Source organism: Halomicrobium sp. IBSBa, from assembly GCF_017612575.1.
Lineage (GTDB): Archaea > Halobacteriota > Halobacteria > Halobacteriales > Haloarculaceae > Halomicrobium.
On record NZ_JADPQC010000004.1, the window covers coordinates 167,301 to 189,603 of the forward strand.

20 protein-coding genes are annotated in these 22,303 nt (G+C 65.8%); 10 read left to right on the plus strand and 10 right to left on the minus strand.

The genetic code is table 11. The annotated features are described in order from the left end of the window. Positions 1-155: 155 nt before the first annotated feature. Complete coding sequence (locus IL252_RS12245; protein ID WP_208628228.1) at positions 156-626, plus strand: hypothetical protein; 471 nt, start codon at positions 156-158, stop codon at positions 624-626. After that, a complete protein-coding gene (locus IL252_RS12250) occupies positions 623-1,081 on the plus strand; it encodes a hypothetical protein (protein ID WP_208628229.1) in 459 nt (152 codons plus the stop codon). The genes IL252_RS12245 and IL252_RS12250 overlap by 4 nt, the downstream gene beginning before the upstream one ends. A 48-nt stretch (positions 1,082-1,129) precedes the next feature. On the opposite strand, the gene IL252_RS12255 is transcribed toward IL252_RS12250, so the two are convergent. Beyond that, a complete protein-coding gene (locus IL252_RS12255; protein WP_208628230.1) occupies positions 1,130-2,506 on the minus strand; it encodes an alpha-L-fucosidase in 1,377 nt (458 codons plus the stop codon). Positions 2,507-2,616: 110 nt separating this feature from the next. Here IL252_RS12255 and IL252_RS12260 point away from each other — a divergent pair, with 110 nt between their 5' ends. The 3 genes from IL252_RS12260 (at position 2,617) to IL252_RS12270 (ending at position 6,018) form a co-directional block, all read left to right on the plus strand. After that, positions 2,617-3,876, plus strand: a complete 1,260-nt coding sequence (locus IL252_RS12260) for a PQQ-binding-like beta-propeller repeat protein (protein WP_208628231.1) — start codon at positions 2,617-2,619, stop codon at positions 3,874-3,876. A gap of 125 nt (positions 3,877-4,001) precedes the next feature. Next, the gene (locus IL252_RS12265; RefSeq protein ID WP_208628232.1) at positions 4,002-5,027 is read left to right on the plus strand and encodes an ABC transporter permease; all 1,026 of its coding nucleotides are present in this window, start codon (positions 4,002-4,004) and stop codon (positions 5,025-5,027) included. Further along, positions 5,014-6,018 (plus strand): ABC transporter permease, encoded by a 1,005-nt coding sequence (locus IL252_RS12270; protein ID WP_153553003.1) that lies wholly within the window; start codon positions 5,014-5,016, stop codon positions 6,016-6,018. Before IL252_RS12265 ends, IL252_RS12270 begins: the two co-directional genes overlap by 14 nt. A 191-nt stretch (positions 6,019-6,209) precedes the next feature. Here IL252_RS12270 and IL252_RS12275 read toward each other — a convergent pair whose 3' ends face one another. The 8 genes from IL252_RS12275 to IL252_RS12310 all read right to left on the minus strand — a co-directional run bounded on the left by IL252_RS12275 (position 6,210) and on the right by IL252_RS12310 (position 15,637). Continuing rightward, positions 6,210-8,078, minus strand: coding sequence for an ABC transporter substrate-binding protein (locus IL252_RS12275; RefSeq protein WP_208628233.1), 1,869 nt, complete (start codon positions 8,076-8,078; stop codon positions 6,210-6,212). 672 nt (positions 8,079-8,750) lie between these two features. Next, positions 8,751-9,005: a hypothetical protein gene (locus tag IL252_RS12280; RefSeq protein WP_208628234.1), complete on the minus strand. Its 255-nt coding sequence runs from the start codon at positions 9,003-9,005 to the stop codon at positions 8,751-8,753. A gap of 2 nt (positions 9,006-9,007) precedes the next feature. Further along, the gene (locus tag IL252_RS12285; RefSeq protein ID WP_208628235.1) at positions 9,008-9,778 is read right to left on the minus strand and encodes an IclR family transcriptional regulator; all 771 of its coding nucleotides are present in this window, start codon (positions 9,776-9,778) and stop codon (positions 9,008-9,010) included. 100 nt (positions 9,779-9,878) lie between these two features. Beyond that, entirely contained in the window at positions 9,879-10,976 is a 1,098-nt protein-coding gene (locus tag IL252_RS12290; RefSeq protein ID WP_208628269.1) for a Gfo/Idh/MocA family protein, read from the minus strand. After that, the gene (locus IL252_RS12295) at positions 10,973-11,209 is read right to left on the minus strand and encodes a hypothetical protein (protein WP_170092367.1); all 237 of its coding nucleotides are present in this window, start codon (positions 11,207-11,209) and stop codon (positions 10,973-10,975) included. The genes IL252_RS12290 and IL252_RS12295 overlap by 4 nt, the downstream gene beginning before the upstream one ends. Positions 11,210-11,251: 42 nt before the next feature. Beyond that, positions 11,252-13,402, minus strand: coding sequence for an ABC transporter ATP-binding protein (locus IL252_RS12300; protein WP_208628236.1), 2,151 nt, complete (start codon positions 13,400-13,402; stop codon positions 11,252-11,254). A 190-nt stretch (positions 13,403-13,592) separates the two neighbouring features. Next, positions 13,593-14,777, minus strand: a complete 1,185-nt coding sequence (locus IL252_RS12305; protein ID WP_208628237.1) for a mandelate racemase family protein — start codon at positions 14,775-14,777, stop codon at positions 13,593-13,595. A gap of 56 nt (positions 14,778-14,833) precedes the next feature. Then, positions 14,834-15,637, minus strand: coding sequence for an SDR family NAD(P)-dependent oxidoreductase (locus IL252_RS12310; protein ID WP_208628238.1), 804 nt, complete (start codon positions 15,635-15,637; stop codon positions 14,834-14,836). Between the two features lie 74 nt (positions 15,638-15,711). On the opposite strand from IL252_RS12310, the gene IL252_RS12315 reads away from it, so the two are divergent. Then, on the plus strand, positions 15,712-16,587 hold the full coding sequence (locus IL252_RS12315) for an amidohydrolase (protein WP_208628239.1): 876 nt from the start codon (positions 15,712-15,714) through the stop codon (positions 16,585-16,587). Between the two features lie 48 nt (positions 16,588-16,635). On the opposite strand, the gene IL252_RS12320 is transcribed toward IL252_RS12315, so the two are convergent. Continuing rightward, positions 16,636-16,971 carry an L-rhamnose mutarotase gene (locus IL252_RS12320; protein WP_208628240.1) on the minus strand — a complete coding sequence of 112 codons (336 nt, stop codon included), beginning with the start codon at positions 16,969-16,971 and terminating at the stop codon, positions 16,636-16,638. 92 nt (positions 16,972-17,063) lie between these two features. Here IL252_RS12320 and IL252_RS12325 point away from each other — a divergent pair, with 92 nt between their 5' ends. The 4 genes from IL252_RS12325 (at position 17,064) to IL252_RS12340 (ending at position 22,293) form a co-directional block, all read left to right on the plus strand. Continuing rightward, complete coding sequence (locus IL252_RS12325; RefSeq protein WP_208628241.1) at positions 17,064-18,047, plus strand: glycoside hydrolase family 18 protein; 984 nt, start codon at positions 17,064-17,066, stop codon at positions 18,045-18,047. Positions 18,048-18,145: 98 nt separating this feature from the next. Continuing rightward, positions 18,146-19,567: an alpha-L-fucosidase gene (locus IL252_RS12330; protein ID WP_208628242.1), complete on the plus strand. Its 1,422-nt coding sequence runs from the start codon at positions 18,146-18,148 to the stop codon at positions 19,565-19,567. Between the two features lie 105 nt (positions 19,568-19,672). Beyond that, positions 19,673-21,118 (plus strand): M81 family metallopeptidase, encoded by a 1,446-nt coding sequence (locus IL252_RS12335; RefSeq protein WP_208628243.1) that lies wholly within the window; start codon positions 19,673-19,675, stop codon positions 21,116-21,118. After that, positions 21,115-22,293 carry a hypothetical protein gene (locus IL252_RS12340; protein WP_208628244.1) on the plus strand — a complete coding sequence of 393 codons (1,179 nt, stop codon included), beginning with the start codon at positions 21,115-21,117 and terminating at the stop codon, positions 22,291-22,293. The genes IL252_RS12335 and IL252_RS12340 overlap by 4 nt, the downstream gene beginning before the upstream one ends. Positions 22,294-22,303: the final 10 nt, after the last annotated feature.

Sequence of the window (22,303 nt, forward strand, 5' to 3'; positions counted from 1 at the left end):
ACGTCTGTGAAGGATTTCTCGACCACGGGGTCGAAATATCTTGCAACAGTGACAGCCGGCAGTATGAGACGGGCCACTGTCGATGTTTCCCTCGACCGAGGCGTCGAGCGCGCCTCGTCCCCAAGCATTATAGCGTGGTGCGGCGATCCACCTGTGTGACTTGCAGGCACAGCGACACCACCGGGCGAACACTGGAGCGGCGTCGCCTGCTGGCCGGTCTCGGCGGCCTGACCGCACTGAGCGGGTGCCTCTCGGCCGGAACCGACGGCGGGTGTACAGACAGCGGCGTGTCACAGGGCGGGCTCCGGCTCCTCAACGCCGACGGACGACCCCACACGGTCGAGCTGACGGTGTTTCTCGACGTGCTCGTCGTGCGAGAGGTCGTGTTCGACGAGCGCGTCACGGTACCGGGCCGAAACGCGGACGAAGACCGACACGTGCTGCTCGAAGATGTCGTCGACCGGAGCGGGCGACACGTTCTCCGGGCCCGCGTGCGCGCCACCGGCGAGACGACCGACTACCTCTGGGAGGTGGCCGCCGAGGGCTGTACCGGCCTCCTGGTCTCGGTCGACGACGGCGTCGCGACCGTCACCGCCGTCGACACGGACGGTGGGAGACAGCCGTGAGCGCCACGCATCACCGCTGGCGCGGTCTGGACCACCCGGAGTTCGCCGGTGCCGTGGTCGTCGTGGTCTTCTCGTTCGCCGTGGGGAAACTGGGGCTGCTGCCGACGACGGCGATCGTGGCCAACGGATTCCTCGGGGGAGTGGTCGCCGGGACGCTGACCGCGTGGGACGACGCGGGCTACTACCGGGGTGCGCTCGCCGCGGTCGTCGCGACGCCGCTGTTGCTGGCGGTCCACGTCGTCGACGACTTCGTCCTGTCGAGCCGGTACGACGTGGTGTTGACGACGCTCGGGCGAGCGCCCGAAACGCTGCTCGACCAGCTGCTCGTCTACGGGATCTACGAGGCGCTGGCGGTCTCGCTCCCGGCCGGCGTCGCGCTGGCGACCGGGCTCGTCGGCGGTGCGATCGGGATTCGGCTGCGCCGGCTCCTCGCTCGCCACTCGCTGTTGCGGTGAGGCGGGTCGCCACGTCGTCGGTCCGGAAACGATCGACAATAGGCCGTATCAGGCCGACGCCGGATTCGCTACGTCCGCCAGCGCGAGGACGTAGGCGACCCCCGGATGGTCAGAAGGCGGATTGGCGTCGAAATCGATGGTGACCGCCCCGTCCTCGTGCTTCCAGTCGACCGGCTCTTTGCTGGACGCCGTCAGGAGCGACACCGACGCGGGCGTTACGTCGGGGCCGTCCTCGAAGAGCGTCTGTTCGCCGATGGCCCAGTCGAACAGCGTCGCGTAGAGGGTCCCGTCTTTCCAGGTGTAGCGTACGTCGATGCTGGAAGCGACACTGTCCTCGGCCTGCTCCCAGTAGGTGGTGCCGAAGATGGCCTCGCCGTTGACCGCGAGCCACTCGCCAAGTCCTCGCAGGCGCTCTTTTTGGACCGCCGGGATGGTCCCGTCCGCTCGCGGGCCGACGTTGATGAGGAGGTTGCCGTTCTTCGAAACGATGTCGACGAACGAGTGGACGAGTTCCGCGACCGTGAGATAGTGGTCCTCTGGTTCGTTGCGGTTGTACCCGAAGGAGCCACCGAGGCCGCGCGTCGCCTCCCACTTGTGTTCCTGTCTCTCGTCGAACGTCTCGTACTCGGGGGTGTAGAAGTCGCCGTGTGTCTGCTCTTCGCCCGCACCGAGGCGGTCGTTGACGGCGACTTCCTTGTCCCACTCCTCGGCCGCCTGCTCGTAGTAGTAGGCGACCGTCTCCTTGGTGCCGTACGCCTCAGTGTCGGCCTTCCAGTTGCCGTCGAGCCACAGGAGATCCGGCCGCGTCTCGTCGATGAGTTCGGTCAGCTTCTCGTTCATGAACTCGACGTACTCCGGGCCGGGGTGGCCCTCGTCGTCGACGTCCGGGTGACCGAACAGACCGGGGTTGTCCGGATCGAAGAAGTTCAGGAGGCCGTGAAAGGAGCCGGCGAACTTCATGTCGCGGTCGCGGACGGCCGCGCCGAGTTCGCCGACGATGTCCCGGTTCGGGCCCCGCTCGACGGTCGTCCAGTCGGTCACGTCGCTGTCCCAGAGCTGGATGCCGTCGTGGTGTTCCGCGGTCAGGACGACGTAGCGCGCACCTACTTCCTCGTCGAAGAAGGTCGCCCAGCGCTCCGGGTCCCAGCCGTCGGCGCTCCACTGCTCCAGAAAGTCGGTGTACTCGACCTGTTCGCCGTAGGTCGAGCGGTGGTAGTCGTACACGTCGCTGTCTTCGTCGTACATCCCCCTGACGTACCACTCGGCGTAGCCGGACTCGCTGACTTCCCCGTCGTCGGTGACGGGGGCCCACGCGGGGACGGAGTAGGCCCCCCAGTGGATGAAGATCCCGAGCTTCGCGTCGTCGAACCAGTCCGGTAGCTCGTGCTGTTCGAGTGACTCCCACGTCGGCTCGTAGGCGACCATACAGGGTTGTGCGGGCAATCGGCTAAAAAGCTGTTCGTCACTCGCACGGTGACGCCGACGGAGCGACTCTCGGACAAACGTTTAAGCGACCGGTCGTCGAACAGCCGACAGTGACGGACGACAGCACACGGGTCGATCGGCGGAGCGTGCTGGCCGTCGTCGGTGGCGGGCTGCTCGCCGGCTGTTCGGCACCGACGACGAGCGATCGATCGCCCCGAACGACTGACGACGAGCGCACGACCGAGGCCGCGACCGACCTCTCCGTCGACACCGGGTGGGGGATGTTCGGCCGCAACGCGCGTCACACGGGCCACAGTCCCGACGCATCCGGGCCGCGAACCGACGCCACACAGCAGTGGTCTCACACCTGCGCCCAGGACCAGGGGGACATCCTCGGGACGCCGGCCGTCGCCGACGGCATCGCCTACGTCGGCTGTGGCCGCTCCGTCGAAGCACTCGACGTCACGACCGGAGCGGTCGAGTGGTCCCGCACGCTCAGTCGCGCCAACCGGTTCTCCCCGGCCCTCGGTGCCGGGCGCGTCTACGTGACGATCCGCGGGGAGCGTGCAGGCCTGTACGGCTTCGCACGCGACGGCGGCGACACCGAGTGGCACCAGCCCCTCCAGGTCGTCTCGGCCCCGGTGTACGCCGACGGCACGGTGTACGCCCGGACGCGAACCGCCGGAAAGACGCTCCGGGCCTTCGACGCGGACGACGGCACCGAACAGTGGCACCACGGACGCGACTGCCAGCCCTCGGACGCCGTCTGGTCGCCGCCGACGGTCCGGGACGACACGGTGCTGTACCTCGCGACGTGTGCGGACGGTGAGCGCTCGACGCTGTTCGCCCTCGATCGAGCCACGGGCACCGAGCGGTGGCACCACGAGATCGACGGCGTCGCGAGCCGCTCGGCCCCGGCAGTGGCAGACGGGGTCGCGTACGTCGGCGACAACGGCGGGCGTCTCTACGCGATCGACCTCGAAGGACGGCGCGAACGGTGGACGGCCCCGCTGGAGGGACAGCTCTGGACGACGCCGACGGTCGGACACGACACCGTCTACGTCGGCAGCGTGACCGGCACGCTGTACGCCGTCGACGCCGCCGAGGGAGCCGTCGACTGGCACCGCAACGTCGGGCTCACCTACGAGACGGCTGCGTTCGACGGCGAGACGCTGTACGTCGGCGGCGTCAATCTACAGGGTGTCGACCCCGCCTCCGGCGAGACGCTGTGGCGAGTGAACACGACGAACACGTTTTCGAGCCAGTTTGCCTCGCCCGCCGTCGTCGGGAACGCGGTCGTCGCGACCAGCTGTGTCAAGACCGATTCCCAGCAGACCAGATACGACAATCGAATCCACGTCGTCGGGTGAGACGAGCGACGCCCGATTCCGAGAGCGTCGTGCGGACGGAGAGCGAGACTGTCGCCGCCGACAGGGGGACCGCGGTCCAGTCCTGCTACGCAAATTATATATAGAGGGTTTGCAAACAACGTCGTATGCGGTATTATGCCAAGCGAATCGGCCAATCAGTGCTGACGTTGTTCGTAGTCGTGACGATCACGTTCTTCATGTACCGCTTGCTGCCCGGGGGGCCACTGGAGTTGATGCGCCAGCAGTTGCTACAGGACATGGCGACCCAGGGCACCGGGCAAGCCAACATGCAGGAGGTGAACAGACTGATCGAGCTGTACACGGGCTTCCAGCCCGACGCGCCGCTGTACGTCCAGTACTACAACTACATCAAGGACATCGTCGTCCACCAGGACTTCGGGAAGTCGATCTGGCAGAACGAACCGGTGTTCGACATCCTGTTCAAGGCGATGCCGTGGTCGATCTACGTCAGCGTCTACGGACTCGTGCTCGGGTTCTCGACGAACGTCTTCCTGGGCGCGTTCATGGCCTACCGCGAGGGGTCGCGGTTCGACTCCGGGATGACCGGCGTCATCGTCGCCGCCAACTCCGTCCCCTACTACGCGGCGGCCATCTTCATGCTCATCGTCTTCTCGTACCAGCTGGGGTGGTTCCCGATCGCCGGGCGATACGGCCCGGCGACGACGCCGGGGTTCAACCTCGATTTCATGGTGAGCGTCGTCCACCACTCCATTCTCCCGATCTTCACCGGCTTCGTCGTCGGGTTCGGGGGCGGTGCGCTGGGGATGCGCGGCAACAGCGTCCGTATCCTCGGAGAGGACTACGTCCGCTCGGCCCGGCTTCGCGGACTCAGTAGCCGGCTCATCGCCGCTCGCTACGTCGGCAAGAACGCCATCCTGCCGATGTACACCGGGCTGATGATCGGGCTGGCGGGCATCTTCTCCAGCAGCGTCATCATGGAACAGATCTTCACGTACCCGGGCGTCGGCTGGTACACGTTCGGTGCCCTGGAGAACCGCGATTACCCGCTCTTGCTGGGTTCGTTCATCTTCTTCACGACGATCACCATCACCGGCATCACGATCGCAGACATGACATACAGTCTCATCGACCCACGGATCGAATCGGGAGGCGAAGATGAGTCGTTCTGACTCCGAATCGGCGGCCGACTACCTCGCAGACATCGCCGACGAGAGTACGGGACCGCTCTCGCGGAGAGAGCGGTTCGACCGCTTCGTCGAGGACTCGATCCGGACCCCGTTCCGGATCATCTGGGGCGACCTGCGGACCAGGATCGGGATCTCGATCCTGCTGGCGTTTACCCTCGTCGGGACTGTCGGCGTCTCGATCGTGCCGAAACCGGAGTTCAACGAGGCACCGCGGTACGTGCCGCCGTTTACCAACTGGGCGGTACCCCTCGGGACCGACGGCTACGGCAAACCCATCGGAAAACAGCTCGTCCACGCGACGCCGGCAGTCCTCGAAATCGTCGTCGCGGGGGCCGTCATCTCGATGGTGCTGGCGACGGTCATCGGCGTCACGGCCGGCTACAAGGGCGGCAGAGTCGACGACATCCTGATGTTCATCACGGACGCGGTGCTGACGATCCCGGGGCTCCCCCTGATCCTCGTCATCGCGTCGATCTTCACGCCGGAACGACCCTTCGTCGTCGGGCTGTTGCTGGGGATCGACAACTGGCCGGGTCTGGCTCGCACCCTCAGGTCACAGGTGCTCTCGATCCGCCACGAGTCCTACGTCGAGGCGTCCAGAGCGATGGGGATGTCCTCGCCACACATCCTCCGCAAAGACGTGACGAAGCAGCTGATGCCCTACATCACGATCAACGCGGCCAACGCGGCCCGAGGTGTCATCTTCGAGTCCGTCGGGCTGTACTTCCTCGGCATCCTGCCGTTTACCTCGGCCAACTGGGGCGTCATCATGAACGAAGCCTACCAGACCAGCGGCGTGTTGAGCAACCTCGGCCGGATCCACTGGATGATCTGGCCGATGGTGACCATCTCGCTGTTCTCGGTCGGCCTCATCCTGCTCTCCCAGGGGATGGACCGCCTGTTCAACCCCCGTATCCGGGCCCGCCACTCCGATACGGCCGGCGAGGAGACGGCGACAGCGAAGATGGAGTGAGACTTCGCGCAGCGTTTTCCCGGGGCGTGACTGCGTGCGGTCGGTCCTCCGAAGATCCGGTTTTTCGCACGAGACTCTCGGCTGTCTCTCTGTGAGATGTCGTCGCGAATAGCGTCACGAAGTGACAGTCAACGGTCTGAAGAAAGTGTGAGACGGTGGACTGGGACAGACAGCGGTCGGGTGGACGACGGTTACTTGTACTTGTGCTTGATCGCCCCGCGCTTGAGTGCGGCGTGCATGCCGGCGTAGATCTCGTAGGTCTCGTCGTCGACCGGCATGTCGAAGTCCTTCGTGTCTCCCCAGAAGCCGGCCTTCGGCTGGAGGATGACGAGGTGGGGTAGATCGTAGTTCCAGTACCGGGCGAGCAGGCGGACGTTCTCGCGGGTCTGTGCCTCAGATTCCGCGCTGAGCGTCTCGTCGTACAGCTCCCAGAGGTTGATCTGCTTGCCGTCGCCGGAGATTTCCTTGGCACCGGGCTCGGTCGGAATCTCCGGCGTGAGCGCCATTCCGTTGAACGGGGAGCGTTCCTTGCCCTCGTCGAGCCACTTCGGGAGCTGGGTGCCGTAGTTCTCCAGATTCGCGAGACGCAGCCCGCCGATCTGGCTCGATCGGAAGTACGAGATCGGGTGGTTCAGGAAGTTGTTGTGGAAGAAGAAGGTCAGGTCGTAGTCCATCTGGTTTCTGGCGCGCTTGTAGTAGACACCGCCGGAGACGCCCTCGAAGTTCATGTCGAAGCCGAACTGGTTCATCTGGGAGTTGACCGTCCGCGCGCCTTTGGTGAAGGCACCCCAGTTGATCGAGAGCATGTTGAACGAGACGGTCTTGCCGTCGGGATCGACCCACTCCCCGCCTTGCTTGCTGTAGCCGGCCTCGTTCAGGTACTTCGTCGCGCCCTCGGGGTCGGCGGTGATCGGGTAGTCGGCCATCTTGCCGTACAGTTCGTCACCGAGCCACTGCTTTGCCATCCGCTTGCCCATTCCCGTCTGCTTTGGCACCGCGGCGGCCTGGGGCTGCTGGTTCGCGATGATGCTGTTCCAGTCGATCAGGTGGGCGAGTGCCTGCCGGACCTTCCGCTTCTGGAGGTGCTCGTTCGTGTGGTTGAACGCGACCTTGCGGAGCTGGACGGACCGGCTCTCGGTGATGTTTTGCAGGTGATCGGGACCGGTAAACGAGGACTTCAACAGCCCGCGTCCGAGATCGAGTTTGTCCTGCTTCTTGATGATGCTGCCGCCCTCTTTGATCGCCCGGACGCGGTAGGTCTCGACCTGGTTGTCCTGGTACCACGGATGGTCCGTCCGGACCTCGAACACCATGGCCTGGTTGTTGACTTCCGTCAGCTCGTAAGGGCCGTTACCGAGCCCGTTGTCGAGGATCTCGGTGCTGGTCACTTTGAACTTTTCGAGCTCCTGGGTGACCGAGTCCCGCGCGGACTGGTCCGCAGCGTCCTGGTACTTTTCGAGCCACTCCTGGTAGAGGCTCGGGTGGGCCGCGAGGAAGGTCCCAGTGGAACTCTCCTTGAGGATCGTCGGGTTCTGGGGCTTCTTGTACTCGCGCTTGAGCGTTCGGTCGTCTTCGGTCCAGACCCGCTTCATGGAACTCCCCTCGGGATTCTGGAGGCGCGAGATCTCGTCGGAGATGTACTGGTGTTCGGCCGTCACCTGGTCGCCGTTCCACCAGGTCAGGTTGTCGGGGAACGTCCAGGTCTCGATCTGCTCGTCGGTGTCGTACGACCAGTCGTCGAGGACCCACAGCTGAGTGGGCCGGGTCACGTGGTACAGCCCACGCGCGAGGTTCCACGGGAAGTCCGGACCGAAGATGTTCCAGTTGACGTCGGTCGGGATCCGTCCGACCTTCCTGACCAGTTCGGGGTCGCGCGGCTCGGCGTCCGAAGCCGACGTCGAGGAGTCCCCGCTCCCGTCGGTCGACGTGGTCGTCGATCCGTCACCGCTACAGCCCGCGAGGGCAGCAGCGCCACTGGCAGTCACGGTGAGCAGCCGTCGGCGTGAGACCCGACGCTGGCTACGCTCTCCACTCTCCTGGCGGTTTCTGTTTGCCACCATACCACACCCCAGTTACCTAGACTATTTATAATTTTTCATCATCGGGGTCGGCGGTCCGAACCGACGACGATCACGGCCACCGCGTGGCGACCGTCGTGGTCAGAGAGAGGCAGCGGAAACTCGCAGTGACACCATCTCTGGAGACGACGCCGTCGACCGACACCGTGCGGTGCGTTATGTGATGCTGAATACCACGGTACTGGGTCTGTGCCGGCCGACGACAGCAACTCTCACGGCGACCAGAACATCCAATATCAAACGTACCTTTGTTATCCCATCTGGGAGCGCCGTAGCGGAGTTGTTCTTTGTCGCCGAATTTGATTATGTTCTACCGAACAGTTCTTCTGCCCTCTGGGTCGTCCGGAGTCCGTGGCAGGTATTCACGTGTCTCGGAGACTATCACGGACGTTCGGTGTGTTTCGACTACCCGTACGTCCACGTCCCCGTCAGCCGTCGATTCGTCTGCGTTGAATATCGTCATAGAACGCCTCTACTGCCTGTTACCAGTGGGGTCCGGGTTTTCTGGGACGGTAGATAACAGACGTACGTTCGTTACTCGAAGCGAGCGGGATGGAGCGGGACCGTTCGGCAGCGAAGAATCTTGTTCGTCATTGCAGATTCGTCGTTCGCCCAGGTGGCTCGGGAACGACCGCGGTGAAGACGGCCGGACGATCACTCGACGGGATCGTCGCCGGTGATCGACCAGCAAGCGAGAACGAGGACGACGAGTAGCCCTTCGAGGAGTCCGATCCCGATGAGGTTGAGGACGGCGAGGACGTGGTTCGCGCTCCCAGGTTCGGTCACGGAGACCGACACGGCGAGGAGCACGAGCGCGACTGCCAGGAAGCCAAAGAGCGCCGCGATGCCGCGCTTCTGGCTACAGACGTACTTCAGCAGGAATCGCGGGAACGAGTCGCGCCGGGACACGGTTACGAGTACGCCATGTTCAGTTCGATGACGTTGACGGCCTTGCACAGGAGGCTCGGGATCTCTTCCTCGTAGCGTTCCCCGTTGAGGCGGTTGACCGGGCCGGAGACGCTGATGGCCCCTCTGACCTCTCTGTCCTTGTCGAGGATCGGTGCGGCGACGCAGTGGAGCCCCTCCAGACGCTCCTGCCTGTCGAATGCGATGCCCTGGTCTCGAATGGTCTCCAGCTCGTCGAAGAGGACGTCGCGGCTCTGGATCGTCTCCGCGGTCATGCTCGGCATCCCGTGCCTGTCGAGCATGTCCGTCACCTCGTCGCGGTCGCGGTGGGCCAGGATCGCCTTGCCCAGGGCGGTGCTGTGGAGGTGGACGCGGTGACCGATCCGGGCGTCGACGTTGACGGCGTCGTCGCCGTGTCGGCTGTAGACGTAGACGCCGCGTCCGTGCTCCTCGACCATGAGGTTCGCGAGTTCGCCGGTGTCCGCGGCGAGCTCGTCGACTTCGGACTTCGAGACCTCGTAGACCTGCCGGCGGGAGCGGGCGTGGGTCCCGAGGCTGAGGTACTTCAGGCTGATACGGTAGGTCGACCCCTCCTTCGCGACGTACTCCATCTCGCGGAGCGTGCTCAGGTGGTTGTGGACGCTGCTCTTCGGGAGGTCGGTCTCCGCGGCGAGCTCGGAGATGCCGGCCCCGTTGAGTTCCTCTAGCGCTTCGAGGACGCGATAGGAGGTCTGTGCGGCCTTGATCGGGTACGTCGCTTTTGGACCGTCCGACATGGCATGGGGTACAGTCCCATGTTAGAAAACAGTTGTTCTTTTTCGAAGAACCGACGAGGGGCCGAGACGGGAGACACACCGGCTTTCGACGGCGGCGTACTCACCACGAGGTGACCGTCACGTCTTCGAGGGGGCGTTCGAGTGGCAGTGAGACGATGCTGTCGGTGTTGTGTGAGACGTACAGGCCGATGATGACCTCCAGCGACGTGATCGCCTCGGTGCCGGGCGAGTGGTTCGTCGCCGCCCCGTCCAGCAGGTCGCTGACGTGGCGCGCCGCGTTGGGGAAGGCCGACCGGTAGTCCTCGTCCCACGACCACGCGCCGTCGATGCCGGGCAGTTCACGCTCCACGTGTTCGCCGTCTTCGAGCCGCCAGTAGCGCCACTCGCCGTCGTCGTTGTTGAGATAGCACTTTCCCTCGGTCCCGACGATCTGGAAGGTCATCGAGGAGATCTCCCGTTCGAGCGTGCAGTCGACGTTGACGTACACGTCCTCGTCGGTGACGAGGAATCCCCCGCCACCGGAGTCGGTCACCTGCTCGTCGGCGTCGAGTGCGGTCGTGGCACCGTTCGTCCCCGTCAGGTGGCCGGCCACGGTGTCGACGTCCTGATCGAGGAGGTACGACAGCGTGTCCAGGACGTGCGTCGCGTTGCGGAGCAGTTCCTGTCTGAACTGCGCGGAGACGGACTGGACCTCTCCGAGGAGACGCTCGTCCTGCAGCAGCGTCCGGAGGCGCTGGAGTTTCTCGGTGAAGCGAAACGAGTGGTTGACGACGAGGTCGATCTCTCGGCGGTCGCAGGCGTCGATCATCGCCCGGGCGTTCGCGACCTGCGAGGCGATGGGTTTCTCACACCAGATGACCGAGGGCGGGTCGGCCGCGCTGGCGGCGTCGACGACGTGGTCGTGGTGGAGGTACGACGGCGTACAGACGGAGACGGCGTCGAGGTCCTCGGCGGCGAGCATCGCCTCGTGGCTGGTGTAGCGGTGCTCGGCGGGAACGTCCCACGCGTCACCGAACGTCGCGAGTGCCTCCTCGTCGACATCGGCGACGGCGACGAGTTCGATGTCCTCGGTGGCGTCGTAGCCGCCCGCGTGACTCGCGCGGACCTTCGTCTCGCCCACGTCGTCCTCGTCGTGCATCCCGAGGATACCGAGGCCGGCGATGCCGCCCGCACCGATGATTCCCGCCCGATACATTATGGCTCGTAGGAGAGCTTGTAGACGAGGTAGCCACCGAAGCCCACGAGCATGGCCGAGACGCCCCAGATGCCGAACATCCCCGCGAACACGCCGTCGATGACCAGCGCACCGAGGACGACGAGGACGACGCCCAGCAGGGCGATACGGAGGAGGTTCGATTGCCAGACGTGTCCGAGGACGCGCCTGACGGCGGTCGGCGAGGTCGCTTCGCTCGAAACGCTGTTCGAACTCATACACTCGACTGCGACAGACGACTCAATAAAAGTTCCGCCGCGTTACGCGTCGTCGGCCAGGGATGGACTGTCCCAGTACTCGTGGTCCTCGTCCGTCCGGAAGCAGGACGCACAGTGGTCGCTCGTTTCCAGCGAGGGGGACTGTTGGGCACAGACCTCGCGGGCTTCGGGACAGCGCGTGTGGAACCGACAGCCACTGGGCGGGTCGACAGGGTCGGGAATGTCGATGGTCCGCATCGGCATCTCGGACTCGTCGTCCCCGGCGAGATCCGGCGTGGCCCAGCGCAGTGCCTTTGTGTAGGGGTGTTTGGGGTTCTGGAGGATCTGCTCGACCGGTCCGATCTCGACGAGTTCGCCGAGGTACATGATCCCGATGCGGCCGTCGGCCTTCTCGGCGAGGTACCGGGCGTTCGAGAGGTCGTGGGAAATAAACAGGAACGAGGTGTCGAACCGGTCTTGCAGCTCCAGCATCAGGTCCATCGTCTCGACGCGCAGCGACACGTCGAGCGCGCTGATCGCCTCGTCGGCGAGGATGAGGTCCGGGTTCATCAACAGCGCGCGGATGAGCGCGATGCGTTGCTGTTCGCCGCCAGAGAGCTGGTGGGGGTATCGTTCGGCGTAGTCCTCGGCCGGCGTGATGCCGACCGTCTTGAGCATCCCGTTGATGCGGGCGTTGCGCTCTTGTTTGTCCAGTTCCGGGTACCAGCGCTTGAGGGGCTCTGCGAGCGTGGTCTGGACCCGGTGGTAGGGGTTCAGCGCACTGCCGGGGTCCTGGTGGATGATCTGGAGCGCGCGGCGAATGTCGGCGAAGGGGACCGACACGTCACCCTTTCCGTCCTTTGCGTCCCAGATGTCCTGTCCGCGGTAGGTGATCGAGCCGCCGGTCGGCCGCTGGAGCCCGACGGCGGTCTTGCCCAGCGTGGTCTTGCCACAGCCAGACTCACCGACCAGTGCGACGACGTCGTTCTCGTAGATGTCCAGGTCGACGCCGTCGACGGCCCGGACCGTCTCGGAGTCGGAGAAGTAGCCACTCAGTGGCCCGTCGTCGTCGCCGAAGTGGACTTCCAGCGACTCCATCGACACCAGCGGGTCCTCGTCCTGGTGGTCGGACCAGGTGGCCGAAACGTCGGCCGACGCCGCGCCGTCCTGGCCGTCGTCGAGCGAGAAGGGAATCTCCGTCTGTGCCGCCTCCCAGTGGTGACAGGCCACGTCGTGGGTGTCCGTCGCGTCGTAGAAGCTGGGGTCTGACTCCCGGCACGTCGAGTCGGCAAGCGAGCACCGCGGGTGGTAGCGACAGCCGTCCGGAACGTTGACCGGGTCGGGAGCGGAGCCGGCGATCGGTTCCATCTTGTCGATGGGGGCTTCGAGGTTCGGGACGGCGTTGAGGAGCGCCCGCGTGTACGGGTGGGCCGCGTGGTCGAGGAGGTCCTCGGTGGGACCGATCTCGACGAAGTCGAACGCGTACATGACCGCCAGCCGGTCTGCGAGTTCCGAGATCAACGCGAGGTCGTGCGTGATGAACACCAGCGTGAGGTCGTACTTCGACTGGAGGTCTTCGAGCAGTTCGAGGATCGACCGCTGCATGAGCAGGTCCAGCGCCGCCGTCGGCTCGTCCATGACGAGCACCTCGGGTTCGAGCACCAGTGCCAGCGCGATGAGCGCACGCTGGGTCATCCCCCCGGAGAGTTCGTGTGGGTACGACGCCAGCACGCGGTCGGATTCGAGGTAGAGATCCGAGAGCAGTTCCCGCGCGTGTTCGAGCCCTTCCTCGACGTCGGTGTCGTGGGCCAGCAGCGTCTCTTTGAAGTGAGTCTCGATGGTCGTCGTGGGGTTGAACGACGACATCGCGCCCTGGAACACCATGGAGATGTGCTCCCAGCGGAACGACTTGAGCTGGTCCTCCGGCAACGACGTCACGTCGACCGGGTCGCCGTCTTCGGGGTGGTAGCGGACGGTCCCGCTGAGCTGGCCGGGCTGGACGACGGCGTCGAGCAACGCCGAGGCGAACATCGACTTGCCCGATCCGCTCTCCCCGACGATCCCCAGGACCTCCTCGCGGCCGATGTCCATGTTGGTCTCGTCGAGGACGCGAGACTCACCCCGATCCATGTCGAACGTGACAGACGCGTTTCTGATCTCCAGGATGGGGTCGACGACACTACTGCCCGACTGCTGGTGACTCTGAGTGTGCATAGTCGAATCCTGACTGCCCTGTAATGGCGTACCACAGACAGGGGCTTACTGCGTATATTCGAAGCGTCACATATTATTTTGACGGTTAGGGCATCGACGAGCGCCCGCGAGACGCCGACGCTATAGTCGCCATTGAAAGTCGATGTACACCCGATCGCACGACAACAGTGCGATCGGTGTGTCAATCGTTTCAATTGTTACTGTCGTCGTAGACGTGCCGACTCCCGGTCGCGTTGGCCTCGATGTAGTCCCAGTCGTACTCGACGCCGAGGCCGGGGCCGTCCGGAACGTCGACACAGCCGTCGTCGTCGACGGTGTCGAGCAGATCCGAGTAGCCGCCGTCGTACACCGGCGGCTGGGTGTTCTGACAGTCGGGGTGGACCAGTGCGAGTTCGTAATAGTTGGTGTTCCGGCAGGCGGCGATACAGTGGCGCTGGGCCGGCCCCGGCGCGTGGAACTCCACGTCGAGTCCGAACGACTCGGCCATGCGTGCGGTCTTCATCGCGCCGGTGATCCCGCCGTCGTACTCGGGGTCGGCTCGAACGAAGTCGGTCGCGCCCGAGGCCACGAAGTCGGTCTTCGGTTCGAGGCCGCGGACGTGTTCGGTCTGGAGGAGCGGCGTGTCGAGGTGTTCGCCCAGTTTGTTGTGGCTGTGCTGGGAGACGCCGCCGTCGCGGTACGGGTCCTCGTACCAGAAGAAGCCGGCGTCGTCGCAGGCGTGCCCGACCTGGAGCGCGTCGCCGAACGTCTCGTACTCGCAGGCGGGGTCCATCATCAGGTCCATCTCGTCGCCGACGCGCTCGCCGACCGCCCGGACCGCGGCGGCCTCGCGGTCGACGTCCCGGGAGCCGTCGCCGCCACCCCAGCCGTGGAGCTTGAAGCCGCCGAAACCGCGGTCGAGACACGACTCGGCGAACGACGCGAACGCCTCGGGGGAGTCCAGACCGCCGTTCTCGTCGCCGTGGTACGTCGACGCGTAGGCGGGGATCGACGTGCGGTAGGTGCCGAGCAGTTCGTGAATCGGCGCGTCGTGGTACTTGCCGGCGAAGTCCCACAGCGCGATGTCGATGGGGCCGATTCCCATTCGATCGTACTTCCGGAGCGCGCGTTTGACTTCCGACCAGTGTTTCTCGCGGTGGAGCGGGTTCTTCCCGACGAGGTAGTCGGCGACGATGTTGTACTGGGCGGCCGCCGGAGAGTTGCCGCCGACGTACTGCCCGGAGATGCCCGTGTCCGTGTGGATCTCGATCGCGAACAGTTTCCGCTCGGTCGTGGTGCCGGGCTCGTACACGAGGTTGAATCCGTGACGGTCCGTCCCCACGTCCGGGAGCGGATACGCGAACTCGGTGCTCTCGATGCTGGTGATCTCGACCATACACACCACCGCCACACGCCGACTAATAAAACCGGGTGAGTCTCGTCGCCACGTGGCTACTGCAGATTGCCGCCCCCGCCGATCCGGAGGATGTCGCCGACGACGTAGTCGGCCCGATCAGAGCACAGGAAGAGTACGCCGTCCGCGACATCGTCCGGGCGGCCGAGCCGGCCGAGCGGGCGCTGCTGGCCCCAGTCGTCGAGGACGGCCTCGACGGTCGTGTCCTCGGTGTCGGCGACGGCGCGTGCCTCTTTGCGGAGCTGGAAGGTGTCGACGGCGTCGGTCGAGACGGCGTTGACGCGGATCCCCTCGCTGGCGAAGTCGTGGGCGAGCCGCCAGGTGAGCCCGTTGACCGCCGTGTTCGAGATGCCGTACAGGCCACGCCCGCCGGTCCGTCGATCGCCGGTCTGGCTGGAGACGTTGACGATACGACCGTCGACGCCCGCCTCGACCATGTGCCGGCCCACCAGCGTCGCGCAGTAGAACTGCGAACGGACGTTGACGGCCATCGTGTGGTCCCACTCGTCGAGGTCGGCCGAGAGCAACGACCCCTCCCGTGGCCAGACCGCCGCGTTGTTGACGAGCACGTCCACCTGGTCGAACGCCTCGATCGCCGCCGCGACGAGCGTCTCCACGTCGTCGGGTTCGGCCATGTCCCCGGGGATACCGACGACGGTGCCCTCGCCCAGCTCGTCGAGTTCGGCCGCCGTCTGGGTGACCTCGCTCTCCGTTCGTGCGTTGACGGCCACGTCGGCGTCGTGTTCGGCGAAGGCCGCGGCGACGCTGCGGCCGATCCCTTTCGTCGATCCGGTGACGATAGCTGCCACTCCCTCGAAGTCGTACGTCGCTGTGCCGACCATGCCAGATGGCTACCGCGACCTGCGTCCTAAACCCTCCGGAAAGATTCATGCCTCGTGGGCCTGAACGACGGCGTATGCTGGTCGATACGCACACCCACGCGTGGGGAGCGGACACCGCGGAGTTGCCGTGGCGACACCCGGACGTGACGCCGCCGGGGTGGAGCGGGCCGTACACGCACGCGGACCTCGTCGCGGACATGGATCGGGCCGACGTTGCCGAGGCCGTCGTCGTGACCACCCCGCTGTACGGTCGGGGCGAGCGGGCCAACGAGTACACGAAGCAGGCCATCGAGGCCCACCCAGACCGCCTCTACGGCGTCGGGCTGATCGACTTCTTTCCGGACGCCGAGCGGCCCGATCCCGCTGGGCAGCTGGCGCGTGTCGTAAACCACGACCGGATGCTGGGCGTCCGGTTGCACGCCGCCTTCGAGTACGCCGCCGCGCCGACGACGATCGATCGCTCCGGGACGTGGTTCCTGGACGACTCGCTGGCGGAGTTCTGGGAGACCGCCGGAGCCCTCGATACGGCCGTCTTCGTGTTCCCGAAGGCCCAACAGCTGCGCGACGTGGCACGGCTGGTCCAGCGCCACCCCGACGTGACGTTCGTGATCGACCACATGGGGTGGCCAGACGAGACGACGGCACCGGACGCCGCGCCGTGGACCGACTTCGAGGCCCTCGCCGACGCCGACAACGTCGCGGTCAAGGTGAGTTCGGTGCCCCGGTCGTCGGGAGCCGCCTGGCCGTACGCGGATCTGCACGACTACCTCCGGCAGCTCCTGGAGTGGTTCGGTCCCGAGCGGCTCATGCTGGGTTCGGACTACCCCTGGATGGACGAGTGGGCCGACTACGAGGCGTGTCTCTCGTGGCTCGACGCCGTCGACTGCCTCTCCTGGCGCGACGAGGCGTACCTGCGCTATCGGACCTTCCACGAGATCCACCGGGTGTGACGCCGTGTCCCGCGATGGGCCATCCCGGCCGGAGCGATCGCCCAGTAGCTACTCGTCGCTGGTGAACGACCAGATCTCGTCCATCGTCGGCATCTCGCCCGTCCCCGGATCGACGCCCGAGCGTTTGAACTGGTCGACGTGGGCCTCCCACTCCAGACACGCCTCGTCGCTCTCGTAGCGCTCCTGGTAGGCCTCGAACGACTCGGCTTCGACGACGCAGACGGCGACGTCGTCCTCGACGAACAGGCGGAACGCCTCGACACCGCCCGCTTCCATCGCCCGCGTCACCGCCGCGGGGACGTGCTCGTGGCTCTCGACGTACTCGTCGACGCGGTCTGGGTCGAGTCGCTGCATGACGACGACAGTCTCGGTGTCGCTTCCCATGCGCCAGGCTGGACGGCCAGCCCGTAAATAGGTGTCCTCGCCCGGGCGTCGCTTCACGTAGATTTAAGACGAGCCTGGCGTAACGGTGGCGTATGTCAGAGACAGCCCAGTCTCCCGAGTCACTCGCATCGGACGACGTGATCGGCGCGTACGTCGCCGACCGCTGCCTGCCGGACGTTGACATCCCGGCCTCGAAGCTCACGCACGTCTACTACGCGTTCGCAGACGTTGCCGACGGCGTGATCGACGACGACGCCGAGCACATCGACGAACTGGTCGCGCTCCGCGAGGACAATCCCGACCTGCAGGTCATCGTCTCCGTCGGCGGCTGGGGCCGCTGTGAGGAGTTCCCCGACATCGCGGCGACTCCAGAGAGTCGCGACCGGTTCGCGGACAGTGCCATCGAGTTCGTCCGCGAGCACGACCTCGACGGCATCGACTACGACTGGGAGTTTCCCGACGAGGACGAGGCCGACGACTTCACGGCGATCCTGGAACACCTGCGCGAGCGCCTCGACGAGGCCGGGCGCGAAGACGGCCGCGAGTACCTGCTCACGTCGGCACTGAGCAACCTGCCGAGCCACCTCGTCGGCGTGGACCTGCCGGCCGTCGCCGAGCGCCTCGACCTCGTCAACGCGATGACCTACGACATGCTCCTCAACGAGCGGAGCCACCACACGAACCTCTACACGTCGTCGCTGAACCCGCGTTTCAGCGTCGCTGACACCGTCGAGACGTACGTCGAGGCCGGCGTCCCGCGGGAGAAGATCGTCGTCGGCAGCGGGTTCTACTGCCGTGGGACGGAACGCATGGGCTACGAGGAGATGCAAGCCGAGTTCGGCGACGACGACAGCTACACCAGGAAGTGGGACGAGGACGCCAAGGCACCCTACCTCGAAGCCGAGGGCGAGTTCATGAGCTACGACGATCCCGAGTCCATCGGTCACAAGGTCGAGTACCTCCGCGAGGAGTCCCTGCGGGGGATCATGTGCTGGCAGTACGGCCACGACGCCAAGCACGACGAACTGCTCGACGCGATGTACGGTCGGATGGTCGAGACGGCCGACGAAGCGTAGATCTCGCTGGGGTTGTACCGCTCGGCACGTCGGGCGGCTGGCGGCGAACCACTCTGGGAAGCCAATCGTTTTGTACTGGGGGCGTGGCTACGGCCAGTATGGGCGAGCAGTACGATCCGACCTGGGAGTCGATAGACGAACATCCAGTTCCAGACTGGTTCGAGGACGCGAAGCTCGGGATCTTCGTTCACTGGGGCCCGTACTCGGTGCCCGGGTGGGCACCGGTCGGGAGCTACGCCGAGTGGTACCCCTTCGGGATGTACCGCGAAGACAGCGAGATCCGCGAGTACCACGAGGACGAGTGGGGCGAGGACGTGGAGTACCTCGACTTCGCCGAGATGTGGGACGCCGAGCACTGGGACCCCGAGGAGTGGGCGTCTTTCTTCTCGGATGTGGGTGCGAGATACGTCGTCATGACCGGCGAACACCACGACGGCTTCCCGCTGTGGGACAGCCACTACATGCAGTACAACGCCGCCCAGATGGGGCCAGAACGGGATCTGGTCGGCGAACTCTGTGAGGCAGTCCGGGCGGAGGGGCTTCGCTTTGCGCCGTCGTATCACGCCAACCAGAACTACTACCAGCCCGGGTTCGACGGGCTGTTCGGCCACCCCGACTACGACGCGACCACCATCGAGGACGCCGTGCCCGGCCCAGAGTACGTCGACTTCATGAACGCCAAGCACCGAGAGCTCATCCGCAAGTACGAACCCGACCTGCTCTGGTTCGACACGCCCCGGATCGACGGTGATCGCCTCGACGCCCAGGAACTCGTCGTCGACTTCTACGAGCGCGCGGCCGAGGAGTGGGACAAGGAAGTCGCCGTCAACGACCGCGCCGCCCAGGAGTCGTGGGGCCACCACGGCGACTTCGTCACCCCCGAGTACGACCACCTCGACGACATCCACGGGGGCAAGTGGGAGATGTGTCGGGGCGTCGGCTACTCCTTTGGCTACAACCGGGCCGAAGACGAGGACGACCACCTCGACGGCGACAAACTCGTCGCGATGTTCGTCGACGTCGTCAGCAAGAACGGGAACCTCCTCATCAACGTCGGCCCCAGAGCCGACGGGACCATCCCGGAACTCCAGCGTCGCCCCATCGAGACGCTGGGCGAGTGGCTCGACGACAACGGAGCGGCCATCTACGGGACGACCTACTGGGCGACCTGGGGACGCGATCCCGTCGCCGAGGCCGAGCCAGAGGAGACACAGTCCGAGGAGGGACTCCCCGACGACCCCGAGAACCACGGCGTCCGGTACACGTGGAAGGAACGCACGCTCTACGTCCACTTCCTCGACGAGCCCGACGAGACAGAGCCCCTCGCGCTCGGGGAACACGCCGACCTGTCCGCACTGTCGACAGCCGAAGTCGTGGCCACCGGCGACGAGGTTCCCCTGACCGTCGAGGACGGTGTCGTCACCCTGGAGATTCCGGACGCGGCCGTCGACGAACGCGCCACGACGGTCGCGCTCTCGGACGTGCCCAACCCGCGGGACGACGTGGGCTCGGGACAGTAGACCGTCGGCAAGCCGGCCACCGAGCGGGTGCCGCGTCGTCGACGCCGCCCCGTCGATTGCGATCCGTTCCCACAGATTTTTTACCGCCGGCACTGTCGGTCCGCTATGCGTGTCGCAGTCGCGACGATCAGTCACGAAACGAATACGTTCACAGACCGACCGACGACGTTGGCCGACTTCGAGACCGCGACCGGCGAAGCGCTGCTCGACTCCTTCGCCACCAAGCGGTCGCTGGACGGCATCGTCGACCGGCTCCGCGAGGCCGACGTGGAAGTCGTCCCGACGGTCGGGGCCGCGAACATCCCCTCTGGTACGGTGACGGCCGACGCCTTCGAGTGGATGCGGTCGGAGCTCGCTGACCGCCTCGACGCCGACCTCGACGGCGTCTGTCTCGACCTCCACGGATCGATGTACGTCGACGGCGAGCCCGACCCCGAAGGGGCGATCCTCGAAACCGTTCGCGAGGCCGTCGGCGACGACGTACCGGTCACCGCCGCGCTGGACATGCACGCGACCATCACCGAAGGGCTGGTCGAGCGAGTCGACGGCGTCGCGGGGTACCGGACCGCGCCACACACCGACGTGGTCGAGACGGGCGAGCGCGCAGCCGACCTGCTGGTCGCAGACCTCCGGGGCGAACTCGACCTGGCGCTGGCCTGGGAGTCCATGCCGATGATACTGGCCGGCGAGCGATCAGAGACGGAAGCCGAGCCGATGCGGACGCTGATCGAGCGTCTCCGGGAAGCCGACGAGCGACCGGGCGTCGCCGACGCCAACTACTTCCTGGGCTTTCCCTGGGCGGACTCCCCCCACGCGGGGTGTCACGCGCTCGTGACTGGCGACGCGAGCGCCCGCGAGGCAGTCACGGAGACGGCGGCCGACCTCGCGACCTCGTTCTGGGAACGTCGCCGGGAGTTCGACTTCACCACCGAAGCACACTCGCCGACGGAGGCGTTGACGGTCGCGGCCGGCGAAGACGCGCGGCCGGTCGCCGTCGCCGAGACGGGCGACATCCCCGGTGCCGGCGGCAGTCAGGACGCCGTCGACTTCCTCGAACGACTGCTGGATCGCGACGACCTCGACCGGCCCATCGCCGCGATCTACGCGGACCCGGACAGCTACGACACCTGTGTGGCTGCCGGCGCGGGCGCGACGGTCGAGCTCGAACTGGGTCAGTTCGTCGATCGAGAGGGCGGCCTCGAACTCACGGGGACGGTCGAGCGGGTCGAAAGCTACGAGCGGGCCGCCGTCGCCCACCTCGCGACCGACAGCGCCGACGTGTTCGTCGCGGACTGCAAGACGAACTTGCACCGGGACCCCGACTTCTTCGCGGACTTCGGCCTCGACCTCGACGAGCGCGGCACCGTCGTCCTCAAGAGCGGCTACCTCAGTCCGGCCTGGAAGGAGGTCGCCGCCAGACGGCTGTTCGCTCTCACTGCCGGCGATACGAACCAGCGCGTCGAGGAGACACCGTACGAGCACGTCCCGCGGCCGATCTATCCGGCCGATCCAGCGGCGACCTTCGAGAGTAACGCGAGGTGGTCGGCGTGAACGCCGCCATCTGGGCACACCCGTGGGACCTCGTCGACGAGGGACCAGAGCGGGCCGCCGAGCGTGTCGCCGCCCTGGGGATCGACGAGGTGAACCTGGCGACGACCATGCACTCCGTGCAGACGCTCAACCCGCACAACCCCGAACGGAAGACGTTCTTCGCCGACGCCAGTGAGTACTTCCAGCCCGACTGGGACCGCTACGGCGAGATCACGCCCGACGTCAACGAGACGATGGGAGACGACGACTGGCTGGCCGAGATCGCGGCCGGCTTCGAGGGCACTCCCGTCGATCTGAACTCGTGGGGAGCGACGTTCCACAGCTCTCGGCAGGGCCAGCGCCACCCCGACGCCACGCTCACGTCCCCGTTCGGCGATTCGCTGGTGTTCGGCCTCTGTCCGTCCCACCCCGACGTACAGGAGTTCGGTATCGAGCTGACGGGTGACCTCGGCGACCGTGATGTCTTCGAGACCGTCGAGATGGAGTTGGCCGACTACCAGTACGGCACCGGCTACGGCTGGCACCACCAGGAGTTCTTCCACCGGCTGGGCCGACTCGGCGAGTTCCTCTTTGGCCTCTGTTTCTGCGAACACTGTCAGGACAACGCCCGGGCGGCCGGCGTCGACGTCGAGCGCGCCCGGCAGTCGGCCCGCGCGGGGCTGACAGACCGGTTCGAGGGCCGTCTCGCCCACGATACCGACGTGGGTGGCTGGCTCATGGAACATCCCGAAGTGTTCGCCTACGCCGACGCGCGCCGCGAGACGCTGACCGAGCTGTTCGGCGCGTTTGACGACGTGCTCGGAGACACCGACTTCGGCTACTACTTCAAGATGGGTGGCCTCGGTGACGACCGGATGGGCGTCGAACAGTCCTGGAAGCACGGTCTCGATCTTGCGGGAATGTCTCAGTACATGGACGAAGCGACGGTTCTCGCCTATCACTCCGATCCGACGGTGGTCCGAGACGACGTTCACACGACCCGGTCGCTCGTCGACGCCCCCGTGCGGGCGGGCATCCTCGCGGGCGATCCGATCGTCCACTCGCGGGCACAGCTCCGCGAGCAGGTCGAGGCGGCCGTCGACGCGGGTGCCGATTCGCTGTCGTTCTACGGCTACGGCGTCGTCCCCGAGCGAAACCTGGAGTGGATCGGCGACGTACTGGCGACGATCGAGTGAGACGGCAGAA